This window comes from Streptomyces sp. NPDC026538, from assembly GCF_055567535.1.
On the sequence record NZ_JBVHQG010000001.1, the window covers coordinates 269,688 to 290,580 of the forward strand.

Sequence of the window (20,893 nt, forward strand, 5' to 3'; positions counted from 1 at the left end):
GACGATCGGAGCCGGCCCATGGGTGAGCAGCAGCGAGTGAAGTTCCCGCAGGAGATCATCGACGAGTACGCCGCCCTCGGTGTCGACCTGCCCGCCCTGTTCTCGGCGGGCCACCTCGGCACCCGGATGGGCGTGCAGATCATCGAGGCCTCGGCGGACCGGGTCGTCGGCACCATGCCGGTGGAGGGCAACACCCAGCCGTACGGACTGCTGCACGGCGGGGCCAGCGCGGTGCTGGCGGAGACCCTGGGGTCGGTCGGGTCGATGCTGCACGGCGGCAGCTCGAAGATCGCGGTCGGCGTCGACCTGAACTGCACGCATCACCGCGGGGCCCGCTCCGGCCTGGTCACCGGCGTGGCCACGCCCGTCCACCGGGGGCGTTCCACGGCGACGTACGAGATCGTGATCAGCGACGAGGAGGGCCGCCGGGTGTGCACGGCCCGACTCACCTGCCTGCTGCGCGACCTGAAGGGCGACTCGCTCCCCTCCGCACCCCAGGGCTGAGCACCCTCACCCCGGGGCCGAGCACCCTCGACCCGGCAGGGCCGCGCATCTTCGACCCTGCAAAGCCGAGCACCTTCGCCCCCGCAGGGTCGCGTGCCCTCACCCCGCAGGGCTGCGCCCCACCCGCCGCCGCCCAAGGCCGGGGCCCGTCGGCGACGGGCCCATTGCCCCTCGCCGTCCCCGCCCTTAACGTCGGCGCATGGGACGGCGAGGAGGCACCCTGCCGGGTGGAGCGACCGCACTGGGTCTCGGCCTCGCTCTGCTGACCGGCTGCGGTACCACCGGCACCCCCGCTCACACCGCCTCGGGCTCCACGTCACCTTCGGCGTCACTTTCGGCGACCTCCGACGCCGCGCTGTGCGCCGCGATCGTCGCCCACTGGTCGCGCGAGGTGCTCGACAGCGGTACCTACGGCGACTACCAGTCGATGGGGCTGTCCAACGGGCAGTACGAGATCCTCCGGGACGTCGTGGACGACGCGCGGGCCGTGAAACGCCGTCAAGGTGCCGCTGCCGCCGACCAGTTGATCGAGCGCCGGTCGCGTGCCGCCTGCACCGAGCGATACCGCGACGGCGCGCCGACGGGAGGCCCCTGGCAGTGAGCGGAACGACCGGCATCGGCCCCGTCGAGCCGGGCGAGGGCACCCACGGCTGGGACCTCCCCGAGCCGGAAACCGTCTCTCCCCCACGCCCCGGACGGCGTCGCGCCGCCCTCGCCCTGGCCATGACCGCCGCCGTGCTGGCCGGTGGCGGCTACCTCTACGCGACCCGGCCGCACGACCCGCCGCCGCCCGAAGTCCCTTACCCCGCGCAGACGGTGGCGTTCGCCTTCCTGGGCGACCGGCTCACTCCGCCCGGCGCCCCGATCCGCAGCTTCAGCTTCGCGGTACGGATGAGCGTGCTGGAGGGACCTCCGGTCACCGTGGACCGGATCAGCCAGCCCTACGCCGGCCTCTCACTGACCGAGACGCCCCGCGTCCCCTTCCGGACGAAGACGGGCTCGCCGCGCGACGTCACGATAACCATGCATGTGACCGACTGTGCGACGGTTCCGAAGGACGCCGGACTTCCTTTCCTGGACGTAACTCTGCGTAATACGCGCGCAATACAAGTACAGAGTTTCATCCTGGGGTCCCGCTACGCACAACACCTGTCACGCGCCCTGAAAGTCGCCTGCAGCAACGGCCGGTAAGCGCTTCGAGTAATCACCAAAAGCCCCGAGTCGCCTGATCCGATTACGGCGGGTCCTGCGGGTTCTCACCATGCGGACGGAGCGAATCGGCCTGAATTCCACTCTTCTCGACACCATGTACCGCTCTGCATTACCTCGTGTCATAACAAGAGCGTCACAGCATCGGTCAGACCCTCCTCCACGTTCCCTCAGCCCGCTTAGAGTCACGGCCAGTCACGGCGCCGTTGAAATCTTCACTTCGACAGGGCGCCCGACTCGACCGTTTCCACGGGGATGCGGTTGTTCAGGGGAAAGGACTGATCGTGCGTCAACGTTCGCTCATCGCCATCACCGCAGCTCTGGCAGCGGGAGCACTCACCCTCACCGCCTGCGGCTCGCGCGACAGCGGCGACAAGGGCTCCGACTCGGGCAGTGGTGGCACCACGGTCACCATCGGCGTCGACGCCCCGCTGACCGGCGACCTGTCCGCGCTCGGCCTGGGTATCAAGAACTCGGTGGACCTGGCGGTCAAGCAGGCCAACAAGAAGAAGTACGTCGACGGCGTCACCTTCAAGATCGAGGCCAAGGACGACCAGGCCCAGCCCTCCTCCGGCCAGGCCAACGCCTCCGCCTTCGTCAGCGACAAGAACGTCTACGGCGTGGTCGGCCCGCTGAACTCCTCCGTCGCCCAGTCGATGCAGAAGGTGTTCGACGACGCCAAGCTGGTCGAGGTCTCCCCGGCCAACACCAACCCGGCGCTGACCCAGGGCGACAACTGGCAGACGACGAAGGCGCGGCCGTACAAGTCGTACTTCCGTACCGCGACCACGGACGCCATCCAGGGCCCGTACGCCGCGCAGTACGTGTACAACACGGCGAAGCTGACCAAGGCCTTCATCATCGACGACAAGAAGACCTACGGCGCCGGCCTCGCCGCCACCTTCACCGACGAGTTCAAGAAGCTCGGCGGCAAGGTGGTCGGCACCGAGCACATCAACCCCGACTCCAAGGACTACTCCGCGGTCGTCACCAAGGTGAAGAACTCGGGCGCCACCGTGGTCTACTACGGCGGCGAGTACCCGCAGGCCGGTCCGCTGAGCAAGCAGCTCAAGGCCGCGGGCGCCAAGATCCCCCTGGTCGGCGGTGACGGCATCTACGCCGACGACTTCATCAAGCTGGCGGGCACCGCGGCCACCGGCGACATGGCCACCTCGGTCGGCGCCCCGGTCGAAACCCTCGACTCCGCCAAGGAGTTCGTCAACAACTACAAGGCCGGCGGCTACACGGAGGCGTACGGCGCCTACGGCGGCTACTCCTACGACTCGGCCTGGTCGATCATCGAGGCCGTGAAGAAGGTCGTGGACGACAACGGCGGCAAGCTGCCGTCCGACGCCCGCGCGAAGATCACCGCCGCGGTGCAGAACGTCTCCTTCGACGGTGTGACCGGCAAGGTCTCCTTCGACGAGTACGGTGACGCGACCAACAAGCAGCTCACCGTCTACAAGGTCACGGGCGGGGCCTGGAAGGCCGCTACCTCCGGCACGTACACGCCGAGCAGCTGACCCACACCCGCCGCAGCACCGAGCCGCGCGGGGCGCTGTTCCACTGGCGCCCCGCGCGGACTCGCATCCGGCCTCATCCGTCGAACTTTCCGAACGTCTCGGAGGACATGCGGTGAACGAACTGCCGCAGCAGCTGGTCAACGGCCTGCTACTGGGATCCATGTACGGGCTGGTCGCCATCGGCTACACGATGGTCTATGGCATCGTCCAGCTCATCAACTTCGCCCACGGCGAGATCTTCATGACCGGCGCCTTCGGCGCGCTCACGGTCTACGCGTATGTACTGCCCGGCGGCACCTCGATGTGGGTGGCGCTGCCGCTGATGCTGGTGGGCGCGATCATCGTGGCCGTCCTGGTCGCCGTGGGAGCGGAACGGTTCGCCTACCGTCCGCTGCGCACCGCCCCGCGTCTCGCCCCCCTCATCACCGCCATCGGCCTCTCCCTGGCCCTCCAGCAGGCGGTGTGGGCCTGGTACCCCGAGGCGAAGTCCGCCCGGACCTTCCCGACCATCCCGGGCGGCCCCTTCAACATCGGCAACGTCACGATCCAGACCGGTGACATCTTCCTGGTGGTCGTGGCCCCGCTCAGCATGGCCTTCCTCGCCTACTTCGTGATGCGCACCCGCACCGGCCGGGGCATGCAGGCCACCGCCCAGGATCCGGACACCGCGAAGCTGATGGGCGTCAACACCGACCGCATCATCGTGATCGCGTTCGCCCTCGGTGCCGCCTTCGCCGCCGTCGGCGGTGTCGCCTACGGCCTCAAGTACGGCCAGATCGACTTCAAGATGGGCTTCCTGCTCGGTCTGAAGGCCTTCACCGCGGCCGTCCTCGGCGGTATCGGCAACATCTACGGCGCCATGCTCGGCGGACTCGTCCTCGGCGTCGCCGAGGCCCTGTCGACCGCCTACATCTCGGACATCCCCGGCATGGGCCAGTTCGGCAGCCAGTCCTGGGCCGACGTCTGGGCGTTCGTACTCCTCATCCTCGTACTGCTGTTCAGGCCACAGGGTCTGCTCGGCGAACGCGTCGCGGACAGGGCGTGACACCGATGACCACAGAGACCACCGCATCCGAGACCCCCGAGACCCCGGGGTCCCCCGAGACCGAGAGCGCCCCCGCGCCCGCCGCGTCCGGCCTCATCGGTCTGCCCGCCCCGCTGGGCCGGGCCCTCGCCACCGGCGGCGGCGCCCTCGCCGTCGTCTCCACGTTCATGTCCTGGACCTGGACCTCCGCGTTCCCCGGTGACCTCACGGTCTACGGCTACCCGGGCGGCCTGCAGGTCCTGGTCCTGATCGGCGGCCTCCTCACCACCCTGTTCGGTCTCGCCTCCTACGGCGTGCGAGGCCTGGGCGCGCTGACGCCGGGCAGTGCCGAGAGCGCGCTGAAGATGGCCGCGCTGGGCACCTTCGCCACCGCCTGGTACACCGTCATCGCCATCAGCGACGAGCTCGGCGGTGTGGTGAACCTGGACCCGGGCGGCTTCGTCGTCGCGATCGCCACGCTCGCCGCCCTGGTCGGCGCGCTGGCCCTGCCGTTCGAGCGGCCGGAGCCCGACCCGGTCGACCCGGACGACACCGGCTGGGAGCTGTTCAGGCACAGGTCCCGGCAGAACTGGAGCACCTTCCGCGCGTCCTTCGCCGCCAAGGCCCCGGCCCCGGGCCGCCCGCTGCCCTCCTGGGCCGAGATCCTGGTGATCGTCGCGGCCATGGCCGTCGGCCTGATCGTCTTCAGCTACGGCGTCGGCACGTCGTACGACGAGCTGTTCATCGGCTTCCTCATCACGGCCGGCTTCGGTTTCGCGGCCCTCTCCAAGGCCGGGATCGTGGCCCGGGTCTCGGCGATCACCGCGAAGCACCGGAACATCACCATGACCGGCGCCTTCCTGGCCGCCGCCGCCTTCCCGTTCACCCAGTCCAACGACCAGTACGCGACGATCGGCGTCTACATCCTGATCTTCGCGACCGTCGCGCTGGGCCTGAACATCGTCGTCGGCCTCGCCGGCCTGCTCGACCTCGGTTACGTCGCCTTCCTCGGTGTCGGCGCCTACACCGCGGCCCTGGTCTCCGGCTCGCCGTCCTCGCCGCTGCACGTGCAGTGGCCGTTCTGGGCGTCGGCGCTGCTCGGCGCGGCCGTAGCGATGGTCTTCGGTGTCGTCATCGGCGCGCCGACGCTGCGACTGCGCGGCGACTACCTGGCCATCGTGACGCTCGGCTTCGGTGAGATCTTCCGTATCACCGTCCTCAACCTGGACGGCACCTCGGGCCCGGACGTCACCAACGGCTCCAACGGCATCTCCTCCATCCCGAACCTGGACATCCTCGGCTTCGACTTCGGCGCCGAACACCAGATCCTCGGTTCCACCATCGGCCGGTTCGCCAACTACCTGCTGCTGATGCTGATCATCACGCTCATCGTGGTCATCGTCTTCCGGCGCAGCAGTGACTCCCGCATCGGCCGCGCCTGGGTCGCCATCCGTGAGGACGAGACCGCCGCGCTCGCCATGGGCATCAACGGCTTCCGGGTCAAGCTGATCGCGTTCGCCCTGGGCGCCTGCCTCGCCGGTCTCTCCGGCTCGGTCCAGGCACACGTCACCTACACGGTGACCCCGGAGCAGTACCAGTTCGCCTACGTCGTGCCGCCCAACTCGGCCTTCCTGCTGGCCGCGGTGGTGCTCGGCGGCATGGGCACCATCTCCGGCCCGCTGGTCGGCGCGTCCCTGCTCTACCTGATCCCGGCCAAGCTGCAGTTCCTCGGCGACTACCAGCTCTTCGCCTTCGGCGTGGCGCTCATCCTGCTGATGCGCTTCCGTCCGGAGGGCCTCATCCCCAACCGGCGCCGCCAGCTCGAGTTCCACGAAGATGCCGAAGCGCCCGCCGTCCTCACCAAGGCAGGGGCGTGACCACGATGACCACCGACACCACCGTCCAGGACGCCGCGTCCGGAGCCGCCGACCCCGGCGAGACCGTGCTCGACGCACGTGGCGTGACCATGCGCTTCGGCGGCCTGACCGCCGTACGCAATGTGAACCTCACCGTCAACAGCGGCGAGATCGTCGGTCTGATCGGCCCCAACGGAGCCGGCAAGACCACCTTCTTCAACTGCCTGACCGGCCTCTACATCCCCACCGAGGGCGAGGTCCGCTACAAGGGCCAGGTGCTGCCGCCGAAGTCCTTCAAGGTCACGGCGGCCGGTATCGCCCGTACCTTCCAGAACATCCGGCTGTTCGCGAACATGACGGTCCTGGAGAACGTGCTGGTCGGCCGGCACACCCGCACCAAGGAAGGCCTGTGGTCCGCGCTGCTGCGCGGCCCCGGCTTCCACCGTGCCGAGGCGGCCTCCCGGGCCCGGGCCATGGAACTCCTGGAGTTCGTCGGCCTGGAGCGCAAGGCCGAGCACCTGGCCCGCAACCTGCCCTACGGCGAGCAGCGCAAGCTGGAGATCGCGCGCGCCCTCGCCAGCGAGCCGGGACTGCTGCTGCTCGACGAGCCGACGGCCGGCATGAACCCGCAGGAGACCCGGACCACCGAGGAACTGGTCTTCAAGATCCGCGACAAGGGCATCGCCGTCCTCGTCATCGAGCACGACATGCGCTTCATCTTCAACCTCTGCGACCGGGTCGCGGTCCTGGTGCAGGGCGAGAAGCTCGTCGAGGGCGACAGCGCGACCGTGCAGGGCGACGACCGGGTCATCGCCGCGTACCTCGGCGAACCGTTCGAGAACGCGCCCGGTGACGAGGAGGCCGCCGAGGTCGAGGCGGCCGAGGCGCAAGCCGAGTCCCCGACCGACGCCGCGCCCGGCAAGGAGAACGACCGATGACCGCACTGCTCGAAGTAGAGGACCTGCGGGTCGCCTACGGCAAGATCGAGGCCGTCAAGGGCATCTCCTTCAAGGTCGAGGCCGGCCAGGTCGTCACCCTGATCGGCACCAACGGCGCCGGCAAGACGACGACCCTGCGCACGCTGTCCGGGCTGCTCAAGCCGGTCGGCGGGCAGATCCGGTTCAACGGCAGGTCGCTGAAGAAGATCCCGGCGCACAACATCGTGTCGCTGGGCCTGGCCCACTCCCCCGAGGGCCGGCACATCTTCCCGCGCATGACCATCGAGGACAACCTGCGGCTCGGTGCGTTCCTGCGCAACGACAAGCCGGGCATCGAGAAGGACATCCAGCGGGCGTACGACCTGTTCCCGATCCTCGGCGAGCGGCGCAAGCAGGCCGCCGGCACCCTCTCCGGTGGTGAGCAGCAGATGCTCGCCATGGGCAGGGCGCTGATGTCCCAGCCCAAGCTGCTGATGCTGGACGAGCCGTCCATGGGGCTGTCGCCGATCATGATGCAGAAGATCATGGCGACGATCGCGGAGCTGAAGTCCCAGGGCACGACGATCCTGCTGGTCGAGCAGAACGCGCAGGCGGCGCTGTCGCTGGCCGATCAGGGCCACGTCATGGAGGTCGGCAACATCGTCCTGTCGGGGACCGGTCAGGACCTGCTGCACGACGAGTCGGTCCGCAAGGCCTATCTGGGCGAGGACTGACACCCGGGTTCGACACCGTTCCGAACGACGAGGCCCGCGCCCCCTTCTCCGGGGCGCGGGCCTCGTCGTGCGTCCTCGCCGGTACGACAGCCGGTCAGCCCTTGCCGGACTTCTTCTCGTCGCTGTCCACGATGACCGCCTCCGCGACCTGCTGCATCGACATGCGGCGGTCCATCGACGTCTTCTGGATCCAGCGGAAGGCGGCCGGCTCGGTCAGGCCGTACTCGGTCTGCAGGATGGACTTCGCGCGGTCGACCAGCTTGCGGGTCTCCAGGCGCAGGGTGAGGTCGGCGACCTCCTTCTCCAGCTGCTTCAGCTCGGTGAAGCGGGAGACGGCCATCTCGATCGCCGGGACCACGTCGCTCTTGCTGAACGGCTTGACGAGGTACGCCATGGCGCCCGCGTCCCGCGCCCGCTCGACGAGGTCGCGCTGCGAGAACGCGGTGAGCATCAGGACCGGGGCGATGGACTCCTCGGCGATCTTCTCGGCCGCCGAGATGCCGTCCAGCTTGGGCATCTTGACGTCCAGGATGACCAGGTCGGGGCGGTGCTCGCGGGCGAGTTCGACCGCCTGCTCACCGTCGCCGGCCTCGCCGACGACGGTGTACCCCTCCTCCTCCAGCATCTCTTTGAGGTCGAGCCGGATCAGGGCCTCGTCCTCGGCGATGACGACACGGGTCGTCAGCGGAGGCACGTGCGACTTGTCGTCGTCGGGTGCGTCGACTGGCTGGGGCGACTCGGCGGCGGTCACGGGGGCTCCTCGTTCAGGGCAGGGGTACTGCTGACAAGAGCCTACCTAGCTACGGTATGGTGGACGCGCGGAGGGTCGGGTGTGACCTTTGATTCTTCGAGCCCCGGTAGCCCAATTGGCAGCAGGCAACGGATTCAAAACCCGTACAGTGTCGGTTCGAGTCCGACCCGGGGCACTTTTCCTTGGTTTTCAAGGTCACGATAAGTTTGCGTAAATGATGGGTCCCCCCGCCTGACGGAGGGACCCTTCGCTGTCACTTGGGGCTGTCGTCCTCGCCGATGTGGTGCACCCGGACCATGTTCGTGGAGCCGGAGACGCCGGGCGGGGAGCCTGCCGTGATGACCACGATGTCGCCCTTCTCGCAGCGGCCGTACTTCAGCAGCAGCTCGTCCACCTGGTCGACCATCTTGTCCGTCGAGTCGACGTGCGGGCCGAGGAAGGTCTCGACGCCCCAGGTCAGGTTGAGCTGGGAGCGGGTGGCCGGTTCCGGGGTGAAGGCGAGCAGCGGGATCGGCGAGCGGTAGCGGGACAGCCGGCGGACGGTGTCTCCCGACTCGGTGAACGCGACCAGGAACTTCGCGTTCAGGAAGTCGCCCATCTCGGCGGCGGCCCGGGCGACCGCGCCGCCCTGGGTGCGGGGCTTGTTGCTCTCGGTCAGCGGCGACAGCCCCTTGGCGAGGATGTCCTCCTCGGCCGCCTCGACGATCTTCGCCATCGTCCGGACGGTCTCGACGGGGTACTTGCCGACGCTGGTCTCGCCGGACAGCATCACCGCGTCCGTGCCGTCGATGACCGCGTTGGCGACGTCGGAGGCCTCGGCGCGGGTGGGCCGGGAGTTGTCGATCATGGAGTCGAGCATCTGGGTGGCGACGATGACCGGCTTGGCATTGCGCTTGGCCAGCTTGACGGCGCGCTTCTGCACGATCGGCACCTGCTCCAGCGGCATCTCCACGCCCAGGTCTCCGCGGGCGACCATGATGCCGTCGAAGGCGGCCACGATGGAGTCGATGTTCTCGACGGCCTGGGGCTTCTCGACCTTGGCGATCACGGGGAGCCGGCGGCCCTCCTCGGCCATGATGCGGTGGACGTCCTCGACGTCCCGGCCGCTGCGCACGAAGGAGAGGGCGATCACGTCGAAGCCGGTGCGCAGCGCCCACCGCAGGTCGGCCTCGTCCTTGTCGGACAGGGCCGGGACGGAGACGGCGACGCCGGGCAGGTTGAGGCCCTTGTGGTCGGAGATCATGCCGCCCTCGACGACCGTGGTGTGCACCCGGGGGCCGTCGACGTGGGTGACCTCCAGGCAGACCTTGCCGTCGTCGACGAGGACGCGCTCACCGGGGGTGACATCGGCGGCCAGACCGGCGTACGTCGTCCCGCACTGACGGCGGTCGCCCTCGGCGCCCTCCTCCACCGTGATGACGAAGGTGTCACCGCGTTCGAGGAGTACCGGTCCCTCGGTGAAACTGCCGAGGCGAATCTTCGGGCCTTGAAGGTCGGCGAGCATCCCGACGCTGCGACCGGTCTCGTCGGAGGCCTTGCGGACGCGCTGGTAGCGCTCCTCGTGCTCGGCGTAATCGCCGTGGCTGAGGTTGAATCGGGCGACGTCCATTCCGGCCTCGACCAGGGCCTTGATCTGGTCGTACGAGTCGGTGGCGGGCCCCAGAGTACAAACGATCTTTGCTCGGCGCATGCTTCGAGCCTAGGCCTTACCGACGGGTAGAGAATTGGTCGCACATGACGACCCAACAACCTTTGCGTGAAGGCCTATTGACAAGTGTTGAATTGTGCGATGACCCGCTCCGATGAGCATCTCGCACATGTTGAATACGGGAATGTCGACATCCGCACAGTCGACACCCAGAGAGGCGACGCTCATATATTCGACACACCGAACGGCCCAGGCGGGGTCACAGCTCCGGCGGCGCCATCGTGAATTGCGCGCTGACCTCGGCGGTCACGCGCAGTTGCGGAGGTTCGAGATCGAGGGGCTCGGCCTCGGCGATCTCGGCGGCGGCCGCCATCCGGCGGACCCCGCGGTCGAAGGCCGCCCGGCGCGGCCGTGGCCCCTCGCTGCCGGTGTCGGCGAGTTCGACCAGGGCGACGAGGGTGGTGCCGAGGGCGCCGGCGTACTCCCGGGCGCGCCGCACCGCCTCGGCGACCGCCTGCCGCCGGGCCTCGCCGTGCACGGGTGAGTCGGGGCGCAGCGACCACCAGGGGCCGTCGACCCGGGTCAGCTCCAAGTCGGCGAGCCTGGTGGTCAGTTCGCCGAGGACGGTGAAGTCGGTGAACTCGGCGGTGAGCTGGACCCGGCCCTGGTAGCTGCGGACCCGCTCACCCCGACCGCGTTCGGCGAGTTCGGGGGCGATGGAGAAGGTCCCGGTCGACAGGTGTGCCACCGCCTCGCCGTAGGACTTGATCAGGTCGAGGGCGGCGGTGTTGCGGCGGGTGAGGTCGTCCAGGGTCGAGCGGCGGTCGCGGCCCCGGGCGCTCACCGTGACGCCGATCCGGGCCAGCTCGGGCTCGACCTCCAGATCGGCCTCGCCGCGCACGACGAGAAGCGGCGCCCCGGGCGTGCCGGCCGGCCTGCGGTCCTCGGGCGAGGGTGCGGTCATACGCCCCACTCTGTCATGTCATCCCCGGGTGTGCGCACCGGAGTTCACCGTCGGGGTCACCAGATCGCAACCTCCCGGACCTGTTGCCGTCGGTCATGCCCAGGACAGAATCTACGCGCGTCGTTGACCATTTCCCGAGGAGATCAAGACATGCCCTTGAATCGCCGGAAGTTCCTGACGAAGTCCGCCGCCACCGGGGCGGGAGTGGCGGTCGCCGGAGCGGCGGCGGCGGCTCCGGCGCAGGCCGCCCAGGCCTCCCCGAAGCCCGACAGGCACCCCAAGCGGTACTCCCTCACCGTCATGGGCACCACCGACCTGCACGGAAACATCTTCAACTGGGACTACTTCAAGGACGCCGAGTACGCCGACGCCAAGGGCAACGCGCTGGGTCTGGCGCGCGTCTCGACCCTGGTGAACCAGGTGCGCGAGGAGAAGGGCCGCCGTAACACCCTGCTGCTGGACGCCGGCGACACCATCCAGGGGACCCCGCTGACGTACTACTACGCAAAGGTCGACCCGATCACCGCCAAGGGCGGCCCGGTGCACCCGATGGCGCAGGCCATGAACGCGATCGGGTACGACGCGGCGGCGCTCGGCAACCACGAGTTCAACTACGGCATCGAGACCCTGCGCAGGTTCGAGGACCAGCTGCGCTTCCCGCTGCTCGGCGCCAACGCGGTCGACGCGAAGACCCTCAGGCCCGCCTTCCCGCCGTACTTCATGAAGAAGTTCCACGTCCCGGGCGCCCCGCCGGTCAAGGTCGCCGTGCTCGGCCTGACCAACCCGGGCATCGCGATCTGGGACAAGGCCTACGTCCAGGGCAAGCTGGCCTTCCCGGGTCTCGAGGAGCAGGCCGCGAAGTGGGTGCCCCGGCTGAAGGCGATGGGCGCGGACGTGGTCGTGGTCTCGGCCCACTCCGGCACCTCGGGCACCTCGTCCTACGGCGACCAGGTGCCCTACGTCGAGAACGCGGCCGCGAACGTGGCCCGGCAGGTGCCGGGAATCGACGCCGTCCTGGTCGGCCACGCACACGTGGAGATCCCGGAGCTGAAGGTCACCAACGAGGCCACCGGGAAGACCGTCGTCCTCTCCGAGCCGCTGTGCTACGCCGAGCGCCTCACCCTCTTCGACATCGAGCTGGTCTTCGCCAAGGGCAGGTGGGAGGTGGAGTCGGTCGCCGCCTCGCTGCGCAACTCCAACACCGTCGCCGACGACCCGAAGATCACCAGGCTGCTGAAGGACGAACACGCCAAGGTGGTGGCGTACGTCAACCAGGTCGTCGGCACCGCCACCGAGACCCTCACCACGGTCGAGGCCCGCTACCGGGACGCCCCGATCATCGACCTGATCACCAAGGTCCAGGAGGACGTGGTCAAGGCGGCCCTGGCGAGCACCGAGTACGCCGCGCTCCCGGTGCTCGCGCAGGCCTCGCCGTTCTCCCGGACCTCCCAGATCCCGGCCGGCGAGGTCACCGTCCGGGACCTGTCGAGCCTGTACGTGTACGACAACACGCTGGTCGCCAAGGTGATGACGGGCGCTCAGATCCGCGCCTACCTGGAGTACTCGGCGGAGTACTTCGTGCAGACGGCCGCAGGCGCGCCGGTCGACGTGGAGAAGCTGACCAACGCGGGCAACCGTCCGGACTACAACTACGACTACGTGTCGGGCCTGGGGTACGAGATCGACATCGCCCAGCCGGCCGGGTCCCGGATCAAGAACCTGACCTACGGCGGTGCCGCCCTGGACGACGCCCAGCAGTTCGTGCTGGCGGTGAACAACTACCGTGCCAACGGCGGGGGCGCGTTCCCACATGTGGCCTCGGCCAAGGAGCTGTGGTCGGAGTCGACGGAGATCCGCACCCGGATCGCGGAGTGGGTGACCGCCAAGGGCGTCCTGGACCCGAAGGACTTCGCGTCGGCGGACTGGAAGCTGACCCGCGACGGCACGCCGGTGTTCTGACGGGGCGCAGGGCGCCGGTCCCCGGACCGGCGCCCGTCGCTCAGTCGACCAGCGGGGTCAGCTGCCTCGGCCGCTGCCCGTTCTGCGTCGGAACCCGCTCCTCCGACCGCTCCAGGCCGAAGCTGGTGAAGGCCGTGCGGGCGGGCAGCGGGTAGGGCTCCTTGCCGGTCAGCGAGTTCAGGATGGTGGCGCTGCGCCAGGCGGCGAGGCCCAGGTCGGGGGCGCCGACACCATGGGTGTGCAGCTCGGCGTTCTGCACGTACGCGGATCCGGTCACCGACGGGTCGAGGACGAGCCGGAACCGCTCGTCCACGCGCGGGCGTTCGCTGCTGTCCCGGCGCAGGTAGGGGTCGAGCCCGGCGAGCAGTCGGCCCAGGGGGCGCTCGCGGTAGCCGGTGGCCAGCACCACGGCGTCGGTGGGGAGCCGGGAGCGGCTGCCCTGCTGGATGTGTTCCAGATGGAGCTCGATCTTGGTGGTGGCGATGCGTCCGGCCGTACGGACCTGGACCCCGGGGGTGAGGACGGCGTCGGGCCATCCGCCGTGCAGGGTGCGGCGGTAGAGCTCGTCGTGGATGGCGGCGATGGTGTCGGCGTCGATACCCCGGTGCAGCCGCCACTGGGAGGCGACCAGCCGGTCCCGGACGGGCTCGGTCAGGGCGTGGAAGTAGCGGGTGTGGTCGGGCGTGAAGTGCTCCAGGCCGAGTTTGGAGTACTCCATGGGCGCGAAGGCCTCGCTGCGCCCGATCCAGTGCAGCTTCTCGCGGCCGGCCGGGCGGTGCCGCAGCAGGTCGAGGAAGACCTCGGCGCCGGACTGTCCGGAGCCGACGACGGTGACATGCTCGGCGGCGAGGAAGGCCTCGCGGTGGTCGAGGTAGTCGGCCGCGTGCACGACGGGCACACCCGGTGCCTCCACCAGGGGCTTGAGCGGGTCGGGCACGTGGGGAACCGTGCCGACCCCGAGGACGACGTTCTTCGTGTACGTACGGCCCAGGGCCTCGGCCTCCCCCTCGGCGTCGAGCTGGGTGAAGTCGACCTCGAACAGGTCCCGTTCGGAGTTCCAGCGGACCGCGTCCACCTGGTGCGAGAACCGCAGCCCGGGCAGGTTCTCGGCGACCCATCGGCAGTACGCGTCGTACTCGGCGCGCCGGATGTGGAAGCGCTCGGCGAAGTAGAACGGGAAGAGCCGGTCGCGGGACTTCAGGTAGTTCAGGAACGACCAGGGGCTGGCGGGGTCGGCGAGGGTCACCAGGTCGGCCAGGAACGGGACCTGGATGGTGGCGCCGTCGATCAGCAGCCCGGGGTGCCAGTCGAAACCGGGGCGCTGCTCGTAGAAGACGGCGTCCAGTTCGGCGAGCGGATGGGCGAGGGCGGCGAGGGAGAGGTTGAACGGTCCGACGCCGATGCCGACCAGGTCGCGGGGTGCTTCCGGCTCCTGGTGTGGGGGGGTGGGCAGCGAGCTCATTGGGGCGTCGTTCCTTCCACGAGTTTGAGGAGGACGGCCAGTTCGTCCGGCCGGGTGTGGGGGTTGAGGAGGGTGACCTTGAGCCAGAGCCGGCCGTCGAGCCGGGCCCGGCCGAGGACGGCCCGGCCGTCGTGCAGCAGACTGCGCCGTATGCCGGCGACGTCGTCGTCGGTGGCTCCGGTGGGGCGGAACAGCACCGTGCTGATGTTCGGGCGGTCGTGGAGTTCGAAACCGGGGTGCTCCCGGACCAGGGCCGCGAACTCCCGGGCCCGCGCGCACACCTGGTCGACCAGTGCGCCGAGTCCGGAGCGGCCCAGGGTCCTGAGGGTGACCGCGATCTTGAGGACGTCGGGGCGCCGGGTGGTGCGCAGGGACCGGCCGAGCAGGTCGGGGTAGCCGGCCTCGGTGTCGTCGTCGGCGTTGAGGTAGTCGGCGCGGTGGTGGAGCACGCCGAACTCGGCCGGGCGGGCGACCGCGAGGAGGCCGGCGGCGACCGGCTGCCAGCCGAGTTTGTGCAGGTCGAGGGTGACGGTGTGGGCGCGCTCAAGACCGGCGAGCTTGTCCCGGTGCCGGTCGCTGAAGGCGAGGCCGCCTCCGTAGGCGGCGTCGATGTGCAGCCGGGCCCCGTGGGCCGCGCACAGGCCGCCGATCTCGGGGAGCGGGTCGATGAGACCGGCGTCGGTGGTGCCGGCGGTGGCGGCCACGACGAACGGTTTCGGCAGGTGGGTGAGGGCGGCGTGCAGGGCGGCCGGGTCGAGGGTGCCGTTCGGCGCCGGGACCACGACCGGGTCGGGCAGGCCCAGCAGCCAGGCGGCCCGGGGCAGCGAGTGGTGGGCGTTGGCGCCGCAGATCAGCCGGACACCGCTGCCCAGGGCCTCGCGGGCGAGGAGGAGGGCGAGTTGGTTGGACTCGGTGCCGCCGCTGGTGACCACGGCGTCGGAGAGGCCGATGGCATGGGCGAGGGCGCGGGTGACCATGGCCTCCAGGGCGGAGGCTGCCGGGGCCTGGTCCCAGGAGTCCAGCGAGGGGTTGAGGGCGCTCGCGGCGAGGTCGGCGGCGGTGGCGACGGCGAGCGGCGGGCAGTGCAGATGCGCCGCGCACAGCGGGTCGGCGGGGTCGGCCGCGCCCGCCGCGAGAGCGGTCACCAGGGTGCGCAGGGCGTCGGGGTCGCCGTCGTCCGGGAGTACGTCCCCGACGGCGTCCGCGACCCGCTCGGCCACCGCCTCCGGACCGCCCGCCGGCAGCGGTCCGCCACGGGCCCGGCCGCCGTCGCGCAGCGCGTCGAGCACGGTGTCGAGCAGGGGCCGCAGGGCGTCGGGGCCCTGGGGTCCGGATGCGAGGGGCGGCGTGCTCATGGGTCTCCTCGGGGCGCCGGCCGAAAGGGGTTGTCCATGGGGGGGTTCCAGCTTGTACCGGATTGGGTCTGCGCGCCCCCAAAGCTCAACGATCGAAACCCGAAAGTGGGTACTGCCGTGCGGGGAAAACATGTCGGGGCGGGGTGCCCGGGGCGTGTCGGAGCAGGCGGCGACAGGGCGTTGAGACCGGGACTGACCGGGGTTAACGTCGGTCGGGTGGTTGACGCGTGGATGATCGACGTGCCCGGTGAGCGGGTGCTGGTACGGGAGCCGCTGCCCTCGGACGAGGCGCCGCTGCTCGACCTGTTCGAGGCGTGCGAGGACTGGTTCGTGGCGGCGACGGGACTGCCGTCCGGGCCGGGCGACGTGCAGAGCCTGTTCTACGGCCTGCCCGAGGGCGCCGACCCGGACGACAAGGTGCTGCTCGTGCTGGAGGGGGACGGGGTCGTCTCGGGCCTGGTGGACGCGGTACGGAACCATCCGGTGCCCAGGGCGGTCGCGGTCGGCCTGTTCCTGCTGGCGCCCTGGGCGCGGGGCCGGGGCCTCGGGCGGGCGCTGGCCGAGTCGCTGCTCGCGCATGCCGAGGGGGTGTCCCTGGTGACGGCGAGCGTGCCGCCGGGCTGGCGGTCCGGGGAGCGCTTCCTGGAGCGCCTCGGCTTCACGCTGGGCGCGGAGGCGCCCAGGGCGACCGAGGTGGGCAACCGCCGCGCGGGGCCCCGGGAAGGAGGCGTACGCCGGGCGGAGCTACGGCTGGCGGCCGGCTGAGGGCCCTGGCCAGGACGCCGGAACCTGCGAGGCCGCCGGAGCCTGCGAGACCGTCAGAACCTGCGAGGCCGTCAGGCCTCAAGGCCGTCAGGCCTCAAGGCCGTCAGAGCCTCGCCTTCGAAGCCGTCAAGGCCATCAAGGCCGTCAGAGCCTCGCCTTCGAAGCCGTCAGGGACGTCAGGGCGTCAGGGCCGTCAGGGCCGTCAGGGCCGTCAGGGCCGTCAGGGCTGGAAGTCTGCCGCGTGGTCCTCGGCCCACTGGTCGAAGGTGCGGGCCGGGCTGCCGGTGATCTCCTCGACCGTGGCGGTGATCTCGGGAGCGACGCCGACGGTGTCCGCGAAGGTCTTCAGGAGCCCCCTGACCAGCTCCGGCGGTGTCTGCGGGAAGAGCAGCGGGGCCGCCTCCGCCGGCCCCACCTCGACGAACGCCAGATCCCGGCCGACGGCCCGCCCGATCGCGGCGATCTGGTCGGTGTTGGTGGTGGCGGCGGGGCCGGTGAGGCGGTGGACGGCACCCTCGTGGCCGTCGTCGAGGAGGGCGCGTTCCGCGACGGCGGCGATGTCGTCCTCGTGGATGGGGGCCGTGAGCATGTCGGCGAAGACACCGCGGACGGTGTGACCGGCCCGGATCTGGGGCGCCCACTGCAGGGCGTTGGTGGCGAACGCGTTGGGGCGCAGGAACGTCCAGGCGAGGCCGCTGTCGCGGATCTGCCGCTCGGCGGTGGCGTGCATGGCGTGGATCGGGTGGGTCTCGTCGGCGCCCTCCTGGATGATCCCGGAGGAGAGCAGGACGGCCTGCCGCACCCCGGCTGTACGGGCCGCGTCCAGCAGCTCGGGCATCCGGCCGCCCGCGCCCTGGACGTACAGGAAGACCTTGTCCGCGCCCTCGAACAGGGCGGCCTGGTCGTCCGGCCGGAACCTCACCACCTCGGCCTTGTCGGGCAGGCCGGCCGTCTCCGGGGCGCGGGTGAGCGCCCGCACGGGCCGCCCGGCGGCGACGAGACGTGCGACGAGGGCACGGCCGACGTTGCCGGTGGCCCCGGTGACTACGATCACGGGTTTCTCCCTGGGTCTCTGGTGCTTCTTCGGCACCGAGCCTAGGAGCGGCGACCGGTCCCCGCATCGTCATCGGGGACCAGCCGCGCCCGTGTCGTCCTACGCCGCAGCGCTACGCCTCGCGGACCCGCAACGCCCGCTCCAGGTCGTCGAGTTCGTCGGTCAGCCGGCGGCGCAGGGCCGTCACCGGGTCGGCGTCGCGCAGACAGGCCCGGCCCAGGGCGAGGTTCTCGGCGTCGACGGCGTGGGTGGGGAAGGCCTCCCGGCCGACGGCGACCGCGATGGCGGGGCCGCGCCGAGCGGCGACGGCGGCCGCGTCCCCGTAGTACCGCGGCACGTACTCCCGGACCAGGTCGGCCTGTTCGGGGTGCCAGAAGCCCTGGGCGGTGGCGGTGAACAGGTAGTTGGACAGGTCGTCCGTGGTGAACATCGCCTCCCAGGCCCTGCGCTTGGCCTCGGGGTCGGGCAGCGCGGCCCGGCAGCGGGCGGCGCCCTCCTGGCCGCTGGCGCTGGGGTCGCGGGCCAGCTCGGCGGCGATCTGCGCCTCGTCGGTGGCGCCGAGGACGGCGAGCCGGCCCAGGATGCGCCAGCGCAGCTCGGGGTCGAGCTCGGGGCCGCCCGGCACGGTGCCCTCGGCGAGCCAGGCGGCGATGGTGTCGGGGTGGGCGGCCGCGCGGACGAAGTGCCGTACGGCGATCAGGCGCAGGCCGGGGTTGTCGCCGTCCTCGGTGCGCCGGATGAAGTCGCGGCACAGGGCGGAGACGGTGGCGAGGGCGGCCGGGCGGTCCTCGGGCCTGAGGTACCGGTCGACGACGTGGACCGCGGTGAAGGCCAGCACGCCCTGGACGAGGGCGAGGTCGGTCTCGAGCGGGAGATGGGCGCGGGCGGTCTCCAGGTAGTCGGCGGCCGGGAGTTCGCCGTCGCGGACCGCGTCCCGCAGGGCGTTCCACACCACCGCGCGGGTGAGCGGGTCGGGCAGGCCCGACAGCGCGGCGCGGACGGTCCTGGCGGACTCGGCGTCGAAGCGGACCTTGGCGTAGGTCAGGTCGCCGTCGTTGAGCAGGACCAGCGCGGGGCGCTTGCCGAGGGCCTGCGGGGCGCTGTGCGGGACGTCGAGGTCGATGCGCTCGCGCAGGGTCAGCCGGCCCTCGTCGGCGAGGTCCCGGTCGTAGACGCCGACGCAGACGCGGTGCGGGCGACTGCCGGCGCCCTCGACGGTCAGGGTGCGGGTGCCGTCGGGAGCGGTGGCGAGGGCCGGGGTGAGGGTGTCGACGCCGGTGGTGCGCAGCCAGGCGTCGGCCCAGGCGGGCACGTCGCGCTCGGTGGCGGCGGCGAGGGAGTCGATGAAGTCGGCGAGGGTGGCGTTGCCGAACCGGTGCCGCTGGAAGTGGATGTTGATGCCGGCGAGGAAGTCCTTCTCGCCCATCCAGGCGACCAGCTGACGCAGCGCGGAGGCGCCCTTGGCGTAGGAGATGCCGTCGAAGTTGAGCAGGGCGGCGGCGGTGTCGTCGACGGCCTCGGGGGCGACCGGGTGGGTGGAGGGGCGCTGGTCGGCGTCGTAGCCCCAGGCCTTGCGGGACACGCCAAAGTCGACCCAGGTGTCAGTGAAGCGAGTGGCCTCGGTGAGGGTCTGGTAGCCCATGTACTCGGCGAACGACTCGTTCAGCCAGATGTCGTCCCACCACTTCAGGGTGACGAGGTCGCCGAACCACATGTGGGCCATCTCGTGGGCGATGACCATCGCGCGGGTCTGCCGCTCGGTGTCGGTGACGGCGGAGCGGTAGACGAACTCGTCGCGGAAGGTGACCAGGCCGGGGTTCTCCATGGCGCCGGCGTTGAACTCGGGGACGAACGCCTGGTCGTAGGAGTCGAAGGGGTACGGCTCCTCGAACTTCTCGTGGTACCGGTCGTAGCACGCGCGCGTGATGTCGAGGATCTCCTCGGCGTCGGCGTCGAGGTGCGGCGCCAGCGAGCGGCGGCAGTGGATGCCGAAGGGCAGGCCGCGGTGCTCGGTGCGCACCGAGTGCCAGGGACCGGCGGCGACGGCGACCAGGTAGGTGGAGATCAGCGGGGTGGCGGCGGCCCGCCAGCGGCCCTCGCCGAGGTGCTCGGTGACGCCGTTGGCGAGCACGGTCCAGTCCTCGGGCGCCTTGACGGACAGCTCGAAGACGGCCTTCAGGTCGGGCTGGTCGAAGGCGGCGAAGACGCGCTGTATGTCGTCCAGGAAGAGCTGCGTGTAGACGTACGTCTCGTCGTCGCTGGGGTCGGTGAAGCGGTGCATGCCCTCGCCGGTGCGGGAGTAGCGCATCGTCGCGTCGACGCGCAGCTCGTGTTCCCCGGCGGTGAGGTTCCTCAGGGGCAGCCGGTCCTGGTCCAGCGCCCCGGGGTCCAGGGGCTGTCCGTCGAGGCTGACGGCGCGCAGTTCGACGGGCTTCATCTCGACGAAGGTGTCGCCGTCGGATCGCGCCGTGAACCTGATCACGGTCCGGGAGTCGAAGGTCTCGTCCCCGGTGGTCAGGTCGAGGTCGATCGTGTAGCGGTGGACGTCGAGGAGCTCGGCGCGGCTCTGCGCTTCGTCGCGAGTCAGTACGGACATGCTGGCCATGCTGCCCGATGACAGCGACAACGCACAGGGGCGGGGATGGTACGCGGCTTATGTCCGGTCCGTGGCCGTGCGGCGGGACGGGTACGGCGCCGGTGGACACGGTACGGCCGGCGGCGGCCCGGCCGTTGCGCGCCTGTTCGAGCGCCGGTTCACCGCCGGCGGACCGGCAGGGCCGGGGCGCTCTTCGGGGCGTACGGCCGGGTCAGTGCGCGCCCGCGGTCCGGTCGCCGACGGCGTCCTCGGCGATGGACTCGTGGTGTCTGATCACCTCGGCGATGATGAAGTTCAGGAATTTCTCGGCGAAGGCGGGGTCGAGCTTGGCGTTCTCGGCGAGGGCACGCAGCCGGGCGATCTGGCGGGCCTCGCGGGCCGGGTCGGCCGGGGGCAGCCGGTGGACCGCCTTGAGGCGGCCGACCTGCTGGGTGGCCTTGAAGCGTTCGGCGAGCATGTGGACGACGGCCGCGTCGATGTTGTCGATGCTGTCGCGCAGCCGGCCGAGCTCGGCGCGGACGGCGGGGTCGGCGTCACCGGTACCGGTGTTGCTGGTGGTCATGGGCGTCAAC

Annotated in this window: 18 protein-coding genes and 1 tRNA gene; 11 read left to right on the plus strand and 8 right to left on the minus strand. The window is 70.6% G+C overall.

Annotated elements, in window-relative coordinates; genetic code table 11:
* Positions 1 to 18: 18 nt before the first annotated feature.
* The 8 genes from ACZ4N4_RS01260 to ACZ4N4_RS01295 all read left to right on the plus strand — a co-directional run bounded on the left by ACZ4N4_RS01260 (position 19) and on the right by ACZ4N4_RS01295 (position 7,767).
* Positions 19 to 504 (plus strand): PaaI family thioesterase, encoded by a 486-nt coding sequence (locus ACZ4N4_RS01260; RefSeq protein ID WP_467583121.1) that lies wholly within the window; start codon positions 19 to 21, stop codon positions 502 to 504.
* Positions 505 to 703: 199 nt separating this feature from the next.
* Entirely contained in the window at positions 704 to 1,105 is a 402-nt protein-coding gene (locus ACZ4N4_RS01265) for a hypothetical protein (protein WP_467583124.1), read from the plus strand.
* Positions 1,102 to 1,695, plus strand: a complete 594-nt coding sequence (locus ACZ4N4_RS01270; protein ID WP_467583127.1) for a Tat pathway signal sequence domain protein — start codon at positions 1,102 to 1,104, stop codon at positions 1,693 to 1,695. The genes ACZ4N4_RS01265 and ACZ4N4_RS01270 overlap by 4 nt, the downstream gene beginning before the upstream one ends.
* A 302-nt stretch (positions 1,696 to 1,997) precedes the next feature.
* Positions 1,998 to 3,236 carry a branched-chain amino acid ABC transporter substrate-binding protein gene (locus tag ACZ4N4_RS01275; protein ID WP_467583130.1) on the plus strand — a complete coding sequence of 413 codons (1,239 nt, stop codon included), beginning with the start codon at positions 1,998 to 2,000 and terminating at the stop codon, positions 3,234 to 3,236.
* A gap of 112 nt (positions 3,237 to 3,348) precedes the next feature.
* The gene (locus ACZ4N4_RS01280; RefSeq protein ID WP_450762760.1) at positions 3,349 to 4,281 is read left to right on the plus strand and encodes a branched-chain amino acid ABC transporter permease; all 933 of its coding nucleotides are present in this window, start codon (positions 3,349 to 3,351) and stop codon (positions 4,279 to 4,281) included.
* 5 nt (positions 4,282 to 4,286) lie between these two features.
* Positions 4,287 to 6,137: a branched-chain amino acid ABC transporter permease gene (locus ACZ4N4_RS01285; protein ID WP_453571151.1), complete on the plus strand. Its 1,851-nt coding sequence runs from the start codon at positions 4,287 to 4,289 to the stop codon at positions 6,135 to 6,137.
* 5 nt (positions 6,138 to 6,142) lie between these two features.
* Positions 6,143 to 7,054, plus strand: a complete 912-nt coding sequence (locus ACZ4N4_RS01290; RefSeq protein ID WP_453571580.1) for an ABC transporter ATP-binding protein — start codon at positions 6,143 to 6,145, stop codon at positions 7,052 to 7,054.
* Positions 7,051 to 7,767, plus strand: coding sequence for an ABC transporter ATP-binding protein (locus ACZ4N4_RS01295; protein ID WP_453571154.1), 717 nt, complete (start codon positions 7,051 to 7,053; stop codon positions 7,765 to 7,767). Before ACZ4N4_RS01290 ends, ACZ4N4_RS01295 begins: the two co-directional genes overlap by 4 nt.
* Before the next feature lie 94 nt (positions 7,768 to 7,861).
* Here the strand turns inward: ACZ4N4_RS01295 and ACZ4N4_RS01300 are convergent, their stop codons facing one another.
* Positions 7,862 to 8,518, minus strand: coding sequence for an ANTAR domain-containing response regulator (locus ACZ4N4_RS01300; RefSeq protein ID WP_453571157.1), 657 nt, complete (start codon positions 8,516 to 8,518; stop codon positions 7,862 to 7,864).
* 100 nt (positions 8,519 to 8,618) lie between these two features.
* On the opposite strand from ACZ4N4_RS01300, the gene ACZ4N4_RS01305 reads away from it, so the two are divergent.
* Positions 8,619 to 8,693 (plus strand) — tRNA-Leu (locus ACZ4N4_RS01305).
* A 78-nt stretch (positions 8,694 to 8,771) separates the two neighbouring features.
* On the opposite strand, the gene pyk is transcribed toward ACZ4N4_RS01305, so the two are convergent.
* Complete coding sequence (pyk, locus tag ACZ4N4_RS01310) at positions 8,772 to 10,208, minus strand: pyruvate kinase (protein ID WP_467583135.1); 1,437 nt, start codon at positions 10,206 to 10,208, stop codon at positions 8,772 to 8,774.
* A 217-nt stretch (positions 10,209 to 10,425) separates the two neighbouring features.
* Entirely contained in the window at positions 10,426 to 11,130 is a 705-nt protein-coding gene (locus tag ACZ4N4_RS01315) for an SIMPL domain-containing protein (protein WP_467583138.1), read from the minus strand.
* Positions 11,131 to 11,280: 150 nt separating this feature from the next.
* Here ACZ4N4_RS01315 and ACZ4N4_RS01320 point away from each other — a divergent pair, with 150 nt between their 5' ends.
* A complete protein-coding gene (locus tag ACZ4N4_RS01320) occupies positions 11,281 to 13,089 on the plus strand; it encodes a bifunctional metallophosphatase/5'-nucleotidase (RefSeq protein WP_467583141.1) in 1,809 nt (602 codons plus the stop codon).
* Positions 13,090 to 13,129: 40 nt separating this feature from the next.
* On the opposite strand, the gene ACZ4N4_RS01325 is transcribed toward ACZ4N4_RS01320, so the two are convergent.
* On the minus strand, positions 13,130 to 14,551 hold the full coding sequence (locus ACZ4N4_RS01325; protein ID WP_453571171.1) for a lysine N(6)-hydroxylase/L-ornithine N(5)-oxygenase family protein: 1,422 nt from the start codon (positions 14,549 to 14,551) through the stop codon (positions 13,130 to 13,132).
* Positions 14,548 to 15,906: a pyridoxal phosphate-dependent decarboxylase family protein gene (locus ACZ4N4_RS01330; protein WP_467583145.1), complete on the minus strand. Its 1,359-nt coding sequence runs from the start codon at positions 15,904 to 15,906 to the stop codon at positions 14,548 to 14,550. Before ACZ4N4_RS01330 ends, ACZ4N4_RS01325 begins: the two co-directional genes overlap by 4 nt.
* Positions 15,907 to 16,122: 216 nt before the next feature.
* On the opposite strand from ACZ4N4_RS01330, the gene ACZ4N4_RS01335 reads away from it, so the two are divergent.
* On the plus strand, positions 16,123 to 16,671 hold the full coding sequence (locus ACZ4N4_RS01335) for a GNAT family N-acetyltransferase (RefSeq protein WP_467583148.1): 549 nt from the start codon (positions 16,123 to 16,125) through the stop codon (positions 16,669 to 16,671).
* Between the two features lie 220 nt (positions 16,672 to 16,891).
* Here the strand turns inward: ACZ4N4_RS01335 and ACZ4N4_RS01340 are convergent, their stop codons facing one another.
* The 3 genes from ACZ4N4_RS01340 to ACZ4N4_RS01350 form a co-directional block, all read right to left on the minus strand.
* Positions 16,892 to 17,725: an NAD(P)H-binding protein gene (locus tag ACZ4N4_RS01340; RefSeq protein ID WP_467583151.1), complete on the minus strand. Its 834-nt coding sequence runs from the start codon at positions 17,723 to 17,725 to the stop codon at positions 16,892 to 16,894.
* 112 nt (positions 17,726 to 17,837) lie between these two features.
* On the minus strand, positions 17,838 to 20,321 hold the full coding sequence (pepN, locus tag ACZ4N4_RS01345) for an aminopeptidase N (RefSeq protein WP_467583154.1): 2,484 nt from the start codon (positions 20,319 to 20,321) through the stop codon (positions 17,838 to 17,840).
* A 211-nt stretch (positions 20,322 to 20,532) separates the two neighbouring features.
* On the minus strand, positions 20,533 to 20,883 hold the full coding sequence (locus ACZ4N4_RS01350; RefSeq protein WP_453571186.1) for a chorismate mutase: 351 nt from the start codon (positions 20,881 to 20,883) through the stop codon (positions 20,533 to 20,535).
* Positions 20,884 to 20,893: the final 10 nt, after the last annotated feature.